Source organism: Bacillus sp. PK3_68 (assembly GCF_003600835.1).
Classification (GTDB): domain Bacteria; phylum Bacillota; class Bacilli; order Bacillales; family Domibacillaceae; genus Pseudobacillus.
In genome coordinates this window covers 2,366,325-2,381,960 of the sequence record NZ_NQYC01000001.1, presented here as the reverse complement: position 1 = coordinate 2,381,960, position 15,636 = coordinate 2,366,325, and the positions used below count along the sequence as shown (strand labels likewise).

Annotated in this window: 19 protein-coding genes; all 19 read left to right on the top strand. The window is 43.3% G+C overall.

The window, feature by feature from the left end:
- Positions 1 to 164: 164 nt before the first annotated feature.
- The 19 genes from CJ483_RS12160 (at position 165) to CJ483_RS12070 (ending at position 15,630) form a co-directional block, all read left to right on the top strand.
- On the top strand, positions 165 to 704 hold the full coding sequence (locus CJ483_RS12160) for a manganese efflux pump MntP (protein WP_120037992.1): 540 nt from the start codon (positions 165 to 167) through the stop codon (positions 702 to 704).
- Between the two features lie 87 nt (positions 705 to 791).
- Positions 792 to 1,151 (top strand): low molecular weight protein arginine phosphatase, encoded by a 360-nt coding sequence (locus CJ483_RS12155; RefSeq protein ID WP_259455633.1) that lies wholly within the window; start codon positions 792 to 794, stop codon positions 1,149 to 1,151.
- A 95-nt stretch (positions 1,152 to 1,246) separates the two neighbouring features.
- Positions 1,247 to 2,539 (top strand): methyl-accepting chemotaxis protein, encoded by a 1,293-nt coding sequence (locus CJ483_RS12150; RefSeq protein WP_182917037.1) that lies wholly within the window; start codon positions 1,247 to 1,249, stop codon positions 2,537 to 2,539.
- 77 nt (positions 2,540 to 2,616) lie between these two features.
- Positions 2,617 to 3,057 (top strand): ribose 5-phosphate isomerase B, encoded by a 441-nt coding sequence (gene rpiB / locus CJ483_RS12145; RefSeq protein WP_120035295.1) that lies wholly within the window; start codon positions 2,617 to 2,619, stop codon positions 3,055 to 3,057.
- Positions 3,058 to 3,073: 16 nt separating this feature from the next.
- A complete protein-coding gene (locus CJ483_RS12140) occupies positions 3,074 to 3,649 on the top strand; it encodes a TIGR01440 family protein (RefSeq protein ID WP_120035293.1) in 576 nt (191 codons plus the stop codon).
- A gap of 174 nt (positions 3,650 to 3,823) precedes the next feature.
- The gene (glyA, locus tag CJ483_RS12135; protein ID WP_120035291.1) at positions 3,824 to 5,059 is read left to right on the top strand and encodes a serine hydroxymethyltransferase; all 1,236 of its coding nucleotides are present in this window, start codon (positions 3,824 to 3,826) and stop codon (positions 5,057 to 5,059) included.
- Between the two features lie 198 nt (positions 5,060 to 5,257).
- On the top strand, positions 5,258 to 5,887 hold the full coding sequence (gene upp / locus CJ483_RS12130; protein WP_120035289.1) for a uracil phosphoribosyltransferase: 630 nt from the start codon (positions 5,258 to 5,260) through the stop codon (positions 5,885 to 5,887).
- Between the two features lie 21 nt (positions 5,888 to 5,908).
- Positions 5,909 to 7,048, top strand: a complete 1,140-nt coding sequence (wecB, locus tag CJ483_RS12125) for a non-hydrolyzing UDP-N-acetylglucosamine 2-epimerase (RefSeq protein WP_120035287.1) — start codon at positions 5,909 to 5,911, stop codon at positions 7,046 to 7,048.
- A 526-nt stretch (positions 7,049 to 7,574) separates the two neighbouring features.
- Positions 7,575 to 7,793 carry an AtpZ/AtpI family protein gene (locus CJ483_RS12120; protein WP_120035285.1) on the top strand — a complete coding sequence of 73 codons (219 nt, stop codon included), beginning with the start codon at positions 7,575 to 7,577 and terminating at the stop codon, positions 7,791 to 7,793.
- Entirely contained in the window at positions 7,793 to 8,188 is a 396-nt protein-coding gene (locus tag CJ483_RS12115) for an ATP synthase subunit I (protein WP_120035283.1), read from the top strand. The genes CJ483_RS12120 and CJ483_RS12115 overlap by 1 nt, the downstream gene beginning before the upstream one ends.
- Positions 8,189 to 8,194: 6 nt before the next feature.
- Positions 8,195 to 8,920: a F0F1 ATP synthase subunit A gene (gene atpB, locus CJ483_RS12110; protein ID WP_120035281.1), complete on the top strand. Its 726-nt coding sequence runs from the start codon at positions 8,195 to 8,197 to the stop codon at positions 8,918 to 8,920.
- Positions 8,921 to 9,000: 80 nt separating this feature from the next.
- Entirely contained in the window at positions 9,001 to 9,213 is a 213-nt protein-coding gene (atpE, locus tag CJ483_RS12105; RefSeq protein ID WP_006838507.1) for a F0F1 ATP synthase subunit C, read from the top strand.
- A gap of 284 nt (positions 9,214 to 9,497) precedes the next feature.
- Positions 9,498 to 10,013, top strand: a complete 516-nt coding sequence (locus CJ483_RS12100; RefSeq protein ID WP_120035279.1) for a F0F1 ATP synthase subunit B — start codon at positions 9,498 to 9,500, stop codon at positions 10,011 to 10,013.
- Positions 10,013 to 10,552: a F0F1 ATP synthase subunit delta gene (locus CJ483_RS12095; protein WP_120035277.1), complete on the top strand. Its 540-nt coding sequence runs from the start codon at positions 10,013 to 10,015 to the stop codon at positions 10,550 to 10,552. The genes CJ483_RS12100 and CJ483_RS12095 overlap by 1 nt, the downstream gene beginning before the upstream one ends.
- A gap of 76 nt (positions 10,553 to 10,628) precedes the next feature.
- Entirely contained in the window at positions 10,629 to 12,137 is a 1,509-nt protein-coding gene (gene atpA, locus CJ483_RS12090) for a F0F1 ATP synthase subunit alpha (protein WP_120035275.1), read from the top strand.
- 91 nt (positions 12,138 to 12,228) lie between these two features.
- Positions 12,229 to 13,089 carry an ATP synthase F1 subunit gamma gene (gene atpG / locus CJ483_RS12085; RefSeq protein ID WP_120035273.1) on the top strand — a complete coding sequence of 287 codons (861 nt, stop codon included), beginning with the start codon at positions 12,229 to 12,231 and terminating at the stop codon, positions 13,087 to 13,089.
- Positions 13,090 to 13,426: 337 nt separating this feature from the next.
- Positions 13,427 to 14,845, top strand: a complete 1,419-nt coding sequence (gene atpD / locus CJ483_RS12080) for a F0F1 ATP synthase subunit beta (RefSeq protein WP_120035271.1) — start codon at positions 13,427 to 13,429, stop codon at positions 14,843 to 14,845.
- Positions 14,846 to 14,867: 22 nt separating this feature from the next.
- On the top strand, positions 14,868 to 15,275 hold the full coding sequence (locus tag CJ483_RS12075; RefSeq protein WP_120035269.1) for a F0F1 ATP synthase subunit epsilon: 408 nt from the start codon (positions 14,868 to 14,870) through the stop codon (positions 15,273 to 15,275).
- Positions 15,276 to 15,393: 118 nt separating this feature from the next.
- Entirely contained in the window at positions 15,394 to 15,630 is a 237-nt protein-coding gene (locus CJ483_RS12070) for a DUF1146 family protein (RefSeq protein WP_120035267.1), read from the top strand.
- Positions 15,631 to 15,636 lie beyond the last annotated feature (6 nt).

The following is a 15,636-nucleotide window of genomic DNA, read 5'->3' as shown; positions in this document are numbered from 1 at the left end:
ATTTATTCCCTTATCGTGTGCTGGCAATCTTGCTTTTGGTTTTAAAAGTATTCCACCATGTCTTTGCTGCGCTTTCTCATTTGGCATCTATTCAAGAAAGTATTCGAGCATTCCTGCATATGTTGAAAAGAGGCACGTCCAACAAGGAAGGGAATGAAGCAAAGATGGGTGAAGTCGTTACTTTGAGTACACTGGCTTTAGCGTTAGGAATGGACGCTTTTTCAGCAAGCTTAGGAATAGGCATGGCGCCAATCAGGTTAAAGCGGATCTTTTATATTGGAATCATTATCGGCAGTTTTCATATTATTTTACCGCTTCTTGGCATAATAGCTGGCCGATTTGTTACAGATACATTTGGGACAATTGCTTCTCTTATTGGAGGCTTGCTGCTCATAATTGCTGGTACTCAAATGATTGTTGCTTTTTTTCAACAAAAGGAGGAAGAAAGGTCGGTTCCTTTCGGTTGGAGATTGATGGTATTCTCTTTGATCGTCAGTCTGGATAGCTTCTCGGTTGGCCTTACATTAGGGATTTATGGAGCAGAAATTTTGCTTGTACTGCTTCTGTTCGGCGGCATTGCAGCTGGTTTAACTTGGAGCGGACTGTTGGTTGGCAGAAAGGCCGGCAGTTGGCTTGGGGCTTACAGCGAAGCATTTGGCGGTTGCATTTTGCTGGCGTTTGGTTTTAAACTTCTTTTTCTTTAATTGGAAAAATATATAGAACTTTTTACCCTCTTTGATAAAAATCTTATATAATAAGAGGAGAAGAAAACAGCTGGAGGGTGAAAACGGTTGAACATATTGTTCGTATGTACAGGAAATACATGTAGAAGTCCGATGGCAGAAGCAATTATGAAGCATAAGAAGCAAGGATGGGATGTACGGTCTGCAGGGATTTATGCAGCAGCAGGTGACCGGGCAGCCAGGCATGCCATTCAAGTGTTACAGGAAAATAGCATTCCTATTCAACATCTTTCTCAAGGGATATCTAGAAAGATAGTCGATTGGGCGGATGTCATTTTCACTATGACAACCGGCCATAAACAGGCGGTTCTTTCTTCGTTTCCTCATTCTGCTGGCAAGCTATGGACATTGAAAGAGTTTGTCTATGGGAGCAAGGAGATGTCGCTGACCCGTACGGGGATCACTTGAAAATTATCGTCAAACTTATGTGGAATTGGATGAATTAATCACCGAGGCATTAAAAAAAATGCAAAGCCGGGCAGGAGACATTCCGGAGAGGGGTCATGATGAGATATAGAAGCGAAGCGAAATTTGGATTAAGAAAGAAACTTGTTTTTCTCGTCACAATTTTAGCTTTAATTACTTATACGACGAGCGGCTTTTTTATCTATTATATTTATCCTAATTATTTTTCTTGGATGAACGAAACTTTGTTCACGGTCACTACTTTACTGTTAGGTATTATTTGGTCGGGAATTCTTGCCTATGTAGCTGGGGGCTATTTTGTCCGGCCGTTGAAGAGATTAGAAGCAGCTACACTGGCAGCAGCGCAAGGCAATATCAAGGAGGATGTAGAACTTCCTGAAAGTGAAGATGAAATCCGTTCCCTTGGTATTGCTTTTAATCACATGCTTAGCAATTTGAGAAGCATGGTCCATAGCATTGATAATAATTTTTCTTTAACCAATGAAAGTGTTGTGCGCATATCGACAGAAGCAACCCGGGCTTCCGAAAGAGCCGAAGAAATTTTTCGGACGGTAGATGAGATTTCTGCTGGAGCTGAAAATTCAGCAGTGGCTATTCAGTCTACGGCAGAATCGATTGAAGATGTCACGCATCTCGCTGCTGAAGTGCAAACAAAGGCAAAGGATTCGGCCGCTCAAGCTGAAGAAATGGTAGAAGAGCTGAAGATCAATAAAGAGATTTTCCAATCGCTCATTTCGGGTATGGAACAATTATCTACAGAAAATGAACAGTCACTCGAGGCGGTTAAGAGGCTGGAGACAAATGCACGTAAAGTTGAACAGATTATTCAGCTCGTCGGTGACATTGCAGCTCAGACCAATCTTCTAGCGCTCAATGCTTCAATTGAAGCAGCGCGTGCTGGCGAACATGGAAAAGGGTTTGCCGTTGTAGCAGAAGAAGTCCGTAAATTGGCTGATGAGAGCGCAAAGGCTGTCAGTGGCATTTCAGAGCTGATCCAGCATATTCAGCAGGAAGTAGATCAAGTTGTCCAAAAGATTTCTTCACAAGTACAAACTGTCAATAAAGAGGTTCAAAAGGGGTCTAAAGCCAATTCTGCTATTGAACAGATGACTGGAAAGATCCATGAAGTAGCAGAGGCTGTACAAATTATTTCTCAGCTGGTGGACAGGCAGCTTGGCAGCATCCAAGATACATCCAACCAATCTGAGGAAGTAGCAGCAATCGCGGAGGAAACATCGGCTGGGGCTGTTGAAGTGACACAGGCTACAAAAGACCAAACCAAAGTGATGCATGATATTGAACAGGCTGCTCTTCAACTGAAAAAACAAGCGGAAGAATTAAAATCAACGATTACACAATTCCAGCTTTAGAGACATCGGGCTTTTCATTTGTCTCCTATTGTGACAAAATAGAAAAAAATTGATCAAGCCAAAAGGAGATTATCAACATGAAAATTGCCATTGCATCTGACCATGGTGGAGTAAACATTCGAAAAGAAATAAAAGATCTGATGGATGAGCTCGGCATTGAATATGAAGATTTTGGGTGTGAATGCAGTACATCTGTTGATTACCCAGATTATGCTGTTCCTGTAGCTGAAAAGGTAGCCAACGGGGAATTTGACCGTGGTATTTTAATATGCGGCACAGGTATTGGAATGAGTATTGCGGCTAACAAAGTGAAAGGGATTCGCTGCGCCCTCGTTCATGACGTCTTTAGTGCAAAGGCAACGAGAGAGCATAACAACAGCAATATGCTTGCTATGGGAGAGCGGGTCATTGGTCCGGGTCTTGCCCGGGAAATTGCGAAAGTATGGCTGACAACTGACTATGAAGGCGGCCGACATGAAAACCGTCTTAATAAAATTAAAGCGTATGAAGAAAAATAAACTGGAGGGATGAGCTTTGTTGCAGCTTAAAGAGTGGGAACAGCAGCTCGGTCGCCTGTTGCAAGAGTTTCAGCAACAGGCCGGTCTCCAAAAAGGACAGATAGTCGTCATTGGCTGTTCGACTTCCGAAATTGCCGGAGAAAAAATTGGAACAGCCGGCACGCTGGAGATTGCTGAAATGGTGTACCGACAATTGCAGGCATTTGCAGATGAATACGGGCTGTATCTTGCTTTCCAATGTTGTGAACATTTAAATCGTGCGCTTGTAGTAGACCGCGAGCAAATTCAGCGACTGCAGCTTGAGGAAGTGGCAGTGGTGCCAGTTCGTCAGGCAGGGGGATCGATGGCTACCTACGCCTTTAATGAAAAGAAAGATAGCGCCGTCGTTGAATTTATTAAAGCTGATGCAGGCATAGATATTGGCGATACGTTTATTGGCATGCATTTGAAGCATGTCGCTGTCCCGTTGCGGACAAGTGTGAAAGAAGTAGGGCATGCGCATGTTACGATGGCCAGAACCCGGCCGAAGTTAATCGGAGGAGCCAGAGCGGTGTATGAAAAAACGAATGCCAACGAGAAGTGCTCTGGTTAATGTTAAGTTTTAGCTGGCTTTTAATAATAAAGTCGGCTTTTTTTATAAAAAAGATCGGCTTTTATATTTATTTGATTTAAAACAAGCCAAAAACATGTTAGAATATAAATGAATTTTAAAAATTAGCAATACATAAAGACATATATCATTCTTAGAAATGGAAGGGGTTTGAAAATGAGTATCCTTAAAGAACAAGATACGGCTGTGTTTGAAGCCATTCAAGATGAATTAAAACGCCAGCAGTCTAAAATTGAATTAATCGCTTCTGAGAACTTTGTCAGCCAGGCAGTCATGGAAGCACAAGGTTCCGTGTTAACCAATAAATATGCGGAAGGCTATCCGGGCAAGCGTTATTACGGCGGCTGTGAGCATGTTGACGTTGTTGAGGATCTAGCTCGCGACCGGGCGAAAGAAATTTTCGGCGGCGATCACGTGAATGTGCAGCCTCACTCTGGCGCTCAGGCAAACATGGCTGTTTATTTCACTATCCTGGAGCACGGTGATACAGTTCTCGGAATGAACTTATCTCATGGTGGCCATTTAACACACGGCAGCCCGGTAAACTTCAGCGGTGTGCAATACAACTTCGTTGAATACGGAGTAAGCAAAGAAAACCAGCAAATTGATTATAACGATGTGCGCCAAAAGGCAATCGAACATAAGCCGAAGTTAATTGTAGCAGGAGCGAGCGCTTATCCGCGTGCGATCGACTTTGCTAAATTCCGTGAGATTGCAGATGAAGTAGGCGCTTATCTAATGGTTGACATGGCGCATATCGCCGGCCTTGTAGCAGCTGGACTTCATGAAAGCCCTGTTCCATACGCTGATTTTGTAACAACAACGACACACAAAACATTACGTGGCCCTCGCGGCGGTATGATTATTTGTAAAGAAGAATTTGCTAAGAAAATCGACAAGTCTATTTTCCCTGGTATCCAAGGTGGCCCGCTCATGCACGTCATTGCAGCGAAAGCTGTAGCTTTCGGAGAAGCGTTAGATGAGAGCTTCAAAACCTATGCACAGCAAATCATCGACAATGCCAAGCGTTTGGGAGAAGGCTTAGTAAAAGAAGGCATCAATCTCGTATCAGGCGGTACAGACAACCACTTGCTGCTTATCGATCTGCAAACTCTTGGCCTAACAGGTAAAGTAGCGGAAAAAGTATTGGATGACATCGGTATTACGGTTAATAAAAATACGATTCCATTTGATCCGGAAAGCCCATTTGTAACAAGTGGCATCCGTATCGGTACAGCAGCGGTCACTTCACGTGGCTTTGATCTAGAGGCAATGGACGAAGTAGCAGCTCTTATCGGAGCAGCACTTAAAAACCATGAAGATGAAGAAAAGCTTAAGGAATTAAGCCAGCGTGTAGCTGATTTAACAGCAAAATATCCTTTATACAGCTAAATGGCTCCGCCCGGGAAAGAAATGTATCATTCCCGGGCTTTTTATATTTTCCCATTTGTTCTTCTTCTGCTTTTTATGTAAAATTAGATGGAAGCTTGCTGAAAGAAGTGGAAAAATGGCTGCGTGTGCGGCTTATTTTTTTGCCATCGGAAGCTTTTATGGCATAATTTGAGATATTAACATAAGGGAGCGATAATTTTGGGAAAAGTATATGTGTTCGATCACCCATTAATCCAGCATAAGTTAACGATTATTCGCGACAAAGAAACAGGAACGAAAGAATTCCGTGAATTAGTAGATGAAGTGGCTACGCTGATGGCTTTTGAAATTACACGGGACATGCCTCTTAAAGAAGTGGCCATTCAAACACCGGTATGTGAAGCGAATGCTAAAATTCTTGCTGGCAAAAAGCTAGGCATTGTTCCCATTCTCCGTGCTGGTATTGGCATGGTAGATGGAATTTTAAAATTAATTCCGGCTGCTAAAGTAGGCCATGTCGGGCTATATCGTGATCCGGAAACACTAAAGCCTGTTGAATATTATGTAAAGCTCCCAACGGATGTGGAAGAGCGTGATTTTATCGTAGTAGACCCAATGCTTGCTACAGGAGGATCAGCAGTAGAAGCGATCCATTCCTTGAAAAAGCGTGGAGCAAAGAATATTAAATTTATGTGCTTAGTGGCGGCTCCTGAAGGTGTAGAGGCTATCCAGGAAATCCATCCAGATGTTGATATTTACATTGCTGCCTTGGATGAAAAGCTGAATGAAAAAGGCTACATTGTACCAGGATTGGGAGATGCAGGCGATCGCCTGTTTGGAACAAAATAATTAGAAGTAGGTGCAAAGAAGATGAACCGCCCGATTAAAGTAATGACCATTTTTGGAACGCGCCCTGAAGCGATTAAAATGGCTCCGCTCGTTCTGGAATTGCAGAAATATCCTGAGCAGTTTGAATCTATTGTCACTGTAACGGCGCAGCATCGGCAAATGCTCGATCAGGTGCTTGAGATCTTTAACATCACTCCAGACTACGATTTAAATATTATGAAGGATCGTCAGACACTTATTGATGTAACGACGCGTGGATTGGAAGGGCTTGACGGAATAATGAAAGAAGTTAAGCCAGATATTGTGCTCGTACACGGAGATACAACGACTACATTTGTTGCAAGTCTCGCTGCTTTCTATAATCAAATTGCCGTTGGCCATGTTGAAGCAGGATTGCGCACATGGAATAAATACTCTCCGTTTCCGGAGGAGATGAACCGTCAATTAACAGGAGTCATGGCTGATCTTCATTTCTCACCTACAGATGAAGCGGAAGAGAACTTACTTAATGAAGGAAAAAAAGCAGAAACCATCTTTGTAACAGGCAACACAGCCATTGATGCGCTAAAAACAACAGTGAAAGAGAGCTACAGCAATGAAGTGCTGGATAAGCTTGGCAGCGATCGCCTTGTCTTAATGACTGCTCACCGCCGTGAAAATCTTGGTGAGCCGATGCGCAGCATGTTCCGTGCAATCAAGCGACTCGTTGAAGAAAACAACGATATTCAAGTGGTCTACCCGATGCATATGAATCCGGTCGTCCGTGAAATTGCTGGTGAAATTCTCGGCAATGATCCGCGCATCCATCTTATCGAACCGCTTGACGTAATCGACTTCCATAACTTTGCGGCGAGAGCACACTTGATTTTAACTGACTCTGGCGGCGTGCAGGAAGAAGCGCCTTCTCTTGGTGTGCCTGTTCTTGTCCTTCGCGATACCACTGAACGTCCAGAAGGAATTAAAGCCGGTACATTAAAGCTTGCCGGTGTAGATGAAGAAGCCATTTATCGGATGGCGACTGAATTGCTGAACGATCAGGCTGAATATGAGAGAATGTCTAAGGCCTCCAATCCATATGGAGATGGGGAAGCTTCCCGTCGCATTTGCGAAGCGATCCTTTATCATTTTAAAGCAACGGATCAAAAGCCGGACCGTTTTTAAAGAGGCTCTGTTAAAGGTCTATGTTGATTGAAGCGAAAGTCGCAAAGGCTCCTCCATCTTACATTCGTATAGTTTCATCATGTGGGGGAGGGGAGCCAGTAGAAGACGAGTGCAAATCAACGCTTATCATTAACAGAAACTTAAATAAAAAAGGAACTGCCCTGACAGTTCCTTTTTTTATTTAATGGCCAATCGGCAGATCTTTGGTAGACTTGAGGATTGGCAATGGAGAATAAGCCGAAATCAAATGAACTTCCGAGGGAAAGAAAAGAAATTTTTATTCAGAAAAGGGTCTGATTTTACAATTATTTTTTACTTATCACCTGTGATAAGTAATTCTTATGGAAAGATTTAAATTTTGATCAATTTGTGAAATGTAACATACAATTTTTGAGGTTTTTTTTAGTATGCGTTGACATTAAAATACCCCTATTGTATGCTTACAAAGGGAAAAGAGCAAATACTATGAACTGAGCGTAAACGCTTTTTTTTTAGGTAGAACCCACGGTGGGCAGGAGTGTTTTACATGAAGAGCCGTAAAAGTGCGTTTAAGGCGATGAGTTTGTACAGTGCAGTTTTGGCACAGTTGACAGGATCTATTCTCATCGGGATTTTTGCCGGACGCTGGCTTGATGAAAAATGGAAAACTGAACCACTTTTTTTAATCATCGGACTGCTCTTAGGATTAACTGCGGGCGTTTTTTCTATGCTTAAGACGGTTAACCACTTCAATTCGGAGGATTAATAAATTATGGGGAACTCCAGCACTCACTTTCCAGACATCGAAAGTATTTATTATATTTGCTCGCCATCTTTGTTTTCTGCTGGGGAATTATGCCTTACAAGGCGATTTTCGGCGGCCTCATTCTTGGAACAGCTTTTAGCTTGTTCAACCACTGGTTAATGTTGAAGCGGATGCAACGTTTCAACACCGCACTTGAGCGCGGCAATAAAGTCCAATCGCTAGGCACGATGTCACGAATGGCATCCGCTGGCGCAGCTGCTCTCATTGCCCTTCGTTATCCGGATCATTTCAACATTATCAGTACAGTTTTGGGATTAATGGCATCCTATATTGTCATTATGATAGATTTTTTTATTCATTTTCTAATAAAAAGAAAAACCGGGGAAGAGAGGTGAAAACAGTTGCATCACGAAAATCCATTATATCATTGGGAAGTATTTGACGGTTTTACTTTAACTTTCAACTTAGCCAACGTATTAATGATCACTGTTGCCAGTGCAATCGTTTTCTTAATTGCAGTTATTTCCACAAGAAAACTGGCAATGAAGCCTACCGGGCTGCAGAACTTTTTTGAGTGGATCATGGACTTTGTGAAAGGGATCGTCAAGAGTAACATGGACTGGAAAACGGGAGGACGTTTCCATGTTCTTGGAATTACACTGCTTATGTACATTGCAGTTTCCAACTTTCTTGGTCTTCCATTTTCAGTGGTAAAAGATGGCGTGCTCTGGTGGAAATCTCCAACAGCAGACCCGGTGATCACTCTAACATTAGCAGTTATGGTTGTCGCTCTGTCACATTATTATGGAATTAAAATGAAGGGCTTTACAGAGTATGGAAAGGATTACTTCCGTCCAATGGGATTCTTATTCCCATTGAAAATTGTAGAGGAGTTTGCTAATACGCTGACTCTTGGCCTTCGACTTTATGGAAACATCTTTGCTGGTGAAATCCTTCTTGGATTGCTAGCAGGAAGCCTTGCTACAGGAGTGGGCGGACATTTAGCTGCCATCCTTCCAACATTAGCATGGCAAGGATTCTCCGTCTTTGTCGGTGGAATCCAGGCATTTATCTTCACCATGTTAACAATGGTTTATATTGCTCACAAAGTGAGTAGCGACCATTAAAATATACCCAGTTCATCTAATGAACAAACCTATTTTTAAACAAATACATTATTTATACATTTAAAGGAGGAAATTTTAAAATGGGTCTTTTAGCAGCAGCAATCGCAATCGGTTTAGCCGCACTTGGTGCAGGTATCGGTAACGGTCTTATCGTATCTAGAACAGTTGAAGGTATCGCTCGTCAACCAGAAGCTCGCGGTATGCTTCAAACAACAATGTTCATCGGGGTAGCGTTAGTAGAGGCGATTCCTATCATCGCTGTAGTTATCGCGTTCATGGTTCAAGGTCAGTAAGAAAAGCGGAAGCGCCTGTCCAGCCGCGACAAGCATAAGGCGATTTGGCAGAATGGCGCTTTTCAGCCATGCAGCCGAATTGACTTGTGATCTCGAGCGGCTAGGCGCTGCAGCTGGACAAGGTAAACATATTAAGGGATTTTTGTTCCAATGGCGAAGATCATTCCAAGCGAACCTTCGCCATTGCTTTATGTTCGAAGTGTAACAAGCAGTTCCATTCTTTTTATACAGACCTTTTCCTCAAGAAGGGGAGGGGGGAAACTCTTGAAAGGAGTGAAGTGGGCGTGTTAGCAAACGCATTCGTACTTGGATCGTCAGCCGGCTTTAACGGCGGGGACATTTTGTTCCAATTGATCATGTTTATTATTTTACTAGCGCTGATTAAAAAGTTTGCCTGGGGACCTTTAATGGGAATCATGCAACAGCGTGAAGATCATATTGCATCAGAAATTGACGCGGCAGAAAAAAGCCGGGTTGAAGCAAATAAATTATTAGAAGAAACTCGAGCAGAATTAAAAGCATCTCGCCAGCAAGCTCAAGAAATCATTGAGAATGCCAAGAAAGTGGGCGACAGTCAAAAAGCAGAAATCATTGCGGCTGCTCGTGCAGAAGCCGAGCGCTTAAAAGAGTCTGCTAAGATGGAAATTGAGCAGCAGACTGAACAAGCAATGGCATCTCTTCGTGAGCAAGTAGCCTCTTTATCTGTATTGATTGCTTCTAAAGTAATTGAAAAAGATTTAAGTGTAGCAGATCAAGAAAAACTGATTAACGAGTATATCCAAGAGGCAGGGGAAAAGTGATGAGTGATTCCGTAGTGGCAAAACGCTATGCGCTGGCTCTTTTCAAAATTGCCAAAGAACATCAGCAACTTCAGCAGATCGGAGAAGAGCTGCAGGTAGTGAAAGCCGTTTTTCAGGAAAACAAAAACTTGCTTCCTCTACTTGACTCTCCGAAGCTAACAATTGAAGAAAAACAAGCACTGATAAAGAATGCTTTTTCAGAGGCTTCTACTTATGTGACTAACATATTAATGCTTTTAATCTCGCGTCATCGTGAAGGAGATATTATTGCCGTAGTTGATGCGTATACGAATCTAGCTCATGAAGAGCAAGGTCTCGCTGAAGCAACTGTTGAGTCTGTACGTCCTTTAACAGACGAAGAGACGAAGCAAATTTCCACTCAATTTGCCAAGAAAGTGGGCAAACAAGCTCTGGAAATTACGAATATCATCAATCCGCAGTTACTTGGCGGCTTAAAGGTGCGCATTGGCAACCGTATTTTTGATGGTAGCCTGCGTGGGAAATTAGATCGGCTTGAAAAACAATTAATAGCAAAATAACGAATGAAAAGCAAAATATCTGTATTTTGTTTCTTGTTCGAATACAACTACTACAATTATATGAGGGGTGAAATTCATGAGCATCAAAGCTGAAGAAATCAGTGCGCTGATTAAAAAGCAGATTGAGAACTTCCAGTCAGACATTACAGTAAACGATGTCGGTACAATTATTCACGTAGGTGATGGTATCGCTCGTGCTCATGGCCTCGACAATGTCATGGCTGGAGAACTGCTTGAGTTCTCAAACGGTGTCATGGGTATGGCACAAAACTTAGAGGAAAACAACGTAGGTATTATCATCCTTGGACCTTACACAGATATTCGTGAAGGTGATGAAGTACGTCGCACAGGCCGCATCATGGAAGTCCCTGTTGGGGAAGAATTAATCGGCCGCGTTGTAAACTCTCTTGGACAGCCTGTAGATGGTCTTGGCCCGATTAATACAACAAAAACTCGTCCGATTGAAAGCAAGGCAACAGGAGTTATGGATCGTAAATCTGTTCATGAGCCTTTACAAACAGGAATTAAGGCGATTGACGCACTTGTGCCAATTGGCCGTGGTCAACGTGAATTGATTATCGGTGACCGCCAAACTGGTAAAACAACTGTAGCGATCGATACAATTCTTAACCAAAGAGATCAAGATATGATCTGTATCTATGTCGCTATTGGACAAAAAGAATCTACTGTTCGTGGAACAGTTGAAACGCTTCGTAAGCATGGAGCGCTTGATTATACAATCGTTGTAACTGCTTCCGCGTCTTCACCAGCTCCAATGCTATTCCTTGCTCCATATGCTGGAGTAACGATGGCAGAAGAGTTCATGTTCAACGGTAAACATGTTCTGATCGTGTATGATGATTTATCTAAACAAGCGGCAGCTTACCGTGAACTTTCCTTATTATTACGTCGTCCTCCAGGTCGTGAAGCTTACCCTGGTGATGTTTTCTACTTGCACTCCCGTTTACTCGAGCGTGCAGCTAAATTGAACGATGAATTAGGAGCAGGTTCAATTACAGCTCTTCCATTCGTTGAAACACAAGCAGGCGATATCTCTGCTTACATTCCAACGAACGTTATCTCTATCACTGACGGACAGATCTTCTTGCAGTCTGACTTGTTCTTCTCAGGCGTACGTCCTGCGATTAACGCTGGTCTTTCTGTATCACGTGTTGGTGGGTCCGCTCAAATTAAAGCGATGAAAAAAGTAGCCGGTACTCTTCGTCTGGACTTAGCTGCTTACCGTGAACTCGAAGCGTTTGCACAGTTCGGCTCTGATCTTGATAAAGCTACCCAAGCAAAATTAAATCGTGGAGCGCGTACTGTTGAAGTGTTAAAGCAAGACTTGAACAAGCCGCTTAAAGTTGAAAAGCAAGTAGTTATTCTTTATGCGTTGACACGCGGTCTTTTAGACGATATTCCAGTAGGAGATATCCGACGTTTCGAAGATGAACTGTTAAGCTGGTTAGATCACAACCATACAAACGTGTTAGAACATATTCGCACAACGAAAGAACTTGCTTCTGATGATGAAATGAAAGCAGCCATCAACGAGTTCAAAAAGACGTTCGCGAAGTCCGAATAATTATCCAGATAGTCAAAAGCGGGAGTGGGTCGAAATGATCCTTCCCTCTTTCTAGGTAAATTTCTAACATAAAAAAGGGTGGTGAGAACCAGTGGCATCGTTACGCGACATAAAGACTCGGATTACTTCTACTAAAAAGACGAGCCAGATCACAAAAGCGATGGAAATGGTTTCCGCTTCTAAATTGAACCGTGCCGAAACAAATGCCAAAGCATTTGTTCCTTACATGGAAAAAATTCAGGAAGTGGTCGCATCCATTGCTCTTGGCAGCAAAGATGTAACACATCCGATGCTAGTCTCCCGCCCCGTTAAAAAAACCGGGTATTTGGTTATTACCTCTGACCGCGGTTTGGCGGGAGCTTATAACAGCAGCATTCTTCGCCTTGTCAGCAACAAAATTAAAGAACGTCATTCTTCTAAAGATGAATACGTAATTATTGCAGTTGGACGTATGGGCCGCGATTTCTTCCTTCATCGGGGAATGAACGTGGGCTTAGACATCGTCGGCTTGCCTGATCAGCCTTCTTTTTCTGACATTAAAGATATCGCAAACAAAGCGGTCAGCTTCTTCTCAGAAGGAATGTACGACGAGCTTTACATGTACTACAATCACTTTGTCAGCGCGATTCAGCAGGATGTAACAGAAAAGAAAGTGCTGCCTTTAACGGATATTGCTACGTCTTCCCAAAAGCTTACGGCTTATGAATTTGAGCCGGCAGCTGAGGAGATTATGGAAGTTCTTCTTCCGCAATATGCGGAAAGCTTGATTTTCGGTGCGCTTCTTGACGGCAAAGCCAGTGAGCATGCTGCCCGGATGTCTGCGATGAAAACTGCAACAGACAACGCAAAAGAATTAATCGATACATTAACATTGCAATACAACCGTGCACGTCAGGCGGCAATCACACAAGAAATTACAGAGATTGTCGGCGGCGTAGCAGCGTTAGAGTAGTCTTGAAAAGCGAAAGCGGCCTGATCAGCCCGATAGGAGGTTGGAGGGCTCGATAAGGAGTCGTTCTTCAGACTCCGACAGAGAGACCGAAACTGCCGTACGGGCTGGCCGCTGCAGCTAGACCAGAAAAGCGGAAGGTGCTTATCCAGCGGCGTATGGACTGGACAGCTCCGCATGAGATAAAGGAAACACGAAGAGCGTGAGCGATCCGATGTTGACTTATCGCAAGAAGGAGCAGGAAGTCCACTAGCCGCTAAGCGCCTGCAGCTAGACAATATTACATGTAATGAATGATCACAACATGATAGATTGAGCGATTACGACAGGAGGGAAAGAGATGAACAAAGGACGCGTTCTTCAAGTTATGGGTCCGGTCGTTGACGTGAAGTTTGAAAGCGGCCAACTTCCTGAGATCTATAACGCGTTAAAAGTGCAAATTGCTGCACAAGCTGATAAAGACGCCGTTGAGTTAACGCTTGAGGTAGCTATCCATTTAGGCGATGATACAGTGCGTACGATTGCCATGGATTCAACAGACGGTTTACAGCGTAATACAGAAGTAATAGACATGGGTCAGCCGATCTCTGTACCAGTAGGAGACATTACACTTGGCCGTGTATTTAACGTACTCGGTGAAACAATTGACTTAAATGAAGAGATTCCTGCAACTGCACAGCGCAATGCGATTCACCGTGCAGCTCCTAGCTTCGAACAGCTTTCTACAGAAGTTGAAATTCTTGAGACAGGTATTAAAGTAGTAGACTTGCTTGCTCCATATATTAAAGGTGGTAAGATCGGTCTCTTCGGTGGTGCCGGTGTAGGTAAAACCGTTCTTATTCAGGAATTGATCAACAACATCGCTCAAGAGCACGGCGGTATCTCTGTATTCGCTGGTGTTGGAGAGCGTACTCGTGAAGGAAATGACCTTTATCACGAGATGAGCGATTCTGGCGTTATTAGCAAAACAGCGATGGTTTTCGGCCAAATGAACGAACCTCCTGGTGCACGTATGCGTGTTGCTTTAACAGGTTTGACAATGGCAGAATACTTCCGTGATGAGCAAAGTCAGGACGTTCTTTTCTTCATCGATAATATTTTCCGTTTCACACAAGCAGGTTCTGAGGTTTCTGCCCTTTTAGGCCGTATGCCTTCTGCGGTTGGTTACCAGCCGACACTTGCTACTGAAATGGGTCAATTGCAAGAACGTATTACATCTACAAGCGTGGGTTCTGTTACATCTATCCAAGCGATTTACGTACCAGCCGATGACTATACTGACCCGGCTCCAGCTACAACATTCGCTCACTTAGATGCAACAACAAACCTTGAGCGTAAGCTTTCAGAAATGGGTATCTACCCAGCGGTGGATCCACTTGCTTCTACATCTCGTGCCCTTTCTCCAGAAATTGTTGGGGAAGAACACTATAGTGTAGCACGCCAAGTGCAGCAAACATTGCAACGTTACAGAGAGCTTCAAGATATTATTGCTATCCTCGGTATGGATGAGCTTTCAGAAGAAGACAAATTGGTCGTGGCACGTGCGCGCCGTATCCAATTCTTCTTATCACAAAACTTCCACGTAGCGGAGCAATTTACTGGCCAGCCAGGTTCTTATGTGCCGGTTAAAGAAACTGTTCGTGGATTCAAAGAAATTCTTGACGGCAAATATGACCATCTTCCTGAAGATGCATTCCGCTTAGTCGGTGGCATTGAAGATGTAATTGCCAGCGCGAAAGAAATGGGCGTAGAGGTATAATAAGGGACCAGGGGGTTAAACAATGAAGACATTTAAAGTCAGTATCGTCACTCCTGATGGCCCGGCGTATGAATCGGATGTTGAAATGGTAAGTGCCAAAGCTCAGACAGGTGAGCTTGGTATTTTACCAGGGCATATTCCAATGGTCGCCCCTTTACAAGTTGGCGCTGTTCGCTTAAACAAAGGCGCTGGAAAACCTGATTTGGTCGCGGTCAGCGGCGGATTTTTAGAAGTCCGTCCAGATCAGGTGACGATATTAGCACAAGCGGCTGAAACAGCGGAAAATATTGACATTGCCCGGGCAAAAGAGGCTAAAGCAAGAGCAGAAAGCCGACTGAGCAATAAACAAGACAATATAGATTTTAAACGTGCTGAATTAGCATTAAAACGGGCAACTAACCGTATTGACGTTTATGAAGGCAGAGTATAACAATGAAAAACCTTCCGGAAACGGGAGGTTTTTCCTCTAAAAGAGAAGGAAAGTTATCTGCTCTTCTCATCGTTAATATAAAATTGTTATAAATCTAGTCAATGAGGGAGGGGTGCAAATGATGGCAAATTTTGGGCAGGATGCATTGTTCAGTATCTTGTCACATCTTGTCTTTATCGGTTTATCCTTTTGGGCACTGCAGGCTATTCGGTTGGATCAATTGATTAAAGCCAACCATGTGTTCCAAGCGCGCCTGTTATTTATAGTGTTATCCATTGCGATCGGTTCATCGGTCAGCAATTTCTTCCTTGATTACTTCATGTGGTCCCGCCAATTGCCGCTTTTATTCCAATAAAATTTG

Coding starts and splice junctions, on each gene's coding strand:
- CJ483_RS12095 (WP_120035277.1), top strand. CDS start 10,013: ATGAGTGATTCCGTAGTGGCAAAACGCTATGCGCTGGCTCTTTTCAAA.
- atpA (WP_120035275.1), top strand. CDS start 10,629: ATGAGCATCAAAGCTGAAGAAATCAGTGCGCTGATTAAAAAGCAGATT.
- CJ483_RS12070 (WP_120035267.1), top strand. CDS start 15,394: ATGATGGCAAATTTTGGGCAGGATGCATTGTTCAGTATCTTGTCACAT.
- CJ483_RS12075 (WP_120035269.1), top strand. CDS start 14,868: ATGAAGACATTTAAAGTCAGTATCGTCACTCCTGATGGCCCGGCGTAT.
- CJ483_RS12150 (WP_182917037.1), top strand. CDS start 1,247: ATGATGAGATATAGAAGCGAAGCGAAATTTGGATTAAGAAAGAAACTT.
- wecB (WP_120035287.1), top strand. CDS start 5,909: ATGAACCGCCCGATTAAAGTAATGACCATTTTTGGAACGCGCCCTGAA.
- glyA (WP_120035291.1), top strand. CDS start 3,824: ATGAGTATCCTTAAAGAACAAGATACGGCTGTGTTTGAAGCCATTCAA.
- rpiB (WP_120035295.1), top strand. CDS start 2,617: ATGAAAATTGCCATTGCATCTGACCATGGTGGAGTAAACATTCGAAAA.
- CJ483_RS12120 (WP_120035285.1), top strand. CDS start 7,575: ATGAAGAGCCGTAAAAGTGCGTTTAAGGCGATGAGTTTGTACAGTGCA.
- atpE (WP_006838507.1), top strand. CDS start 9,001: ATGGGTCTTTTAGCAGCAGCAATCGCAATCGGTTTAGCCGCACTTGGT.
- atpD (WP_120035271.1), top strand. CDS start 13,427: ATGAACAAAGGACGCGTTCTTCAAGTTATGGGTCCGGTCGTTGACGTG.
- CJ483_RS12160 (WP_120037992.1), top strand. CDS start 165: ATGGGTGAAGTCGTTACTTTGAGTACACTGGCTTTAGCGTTAGGAATG.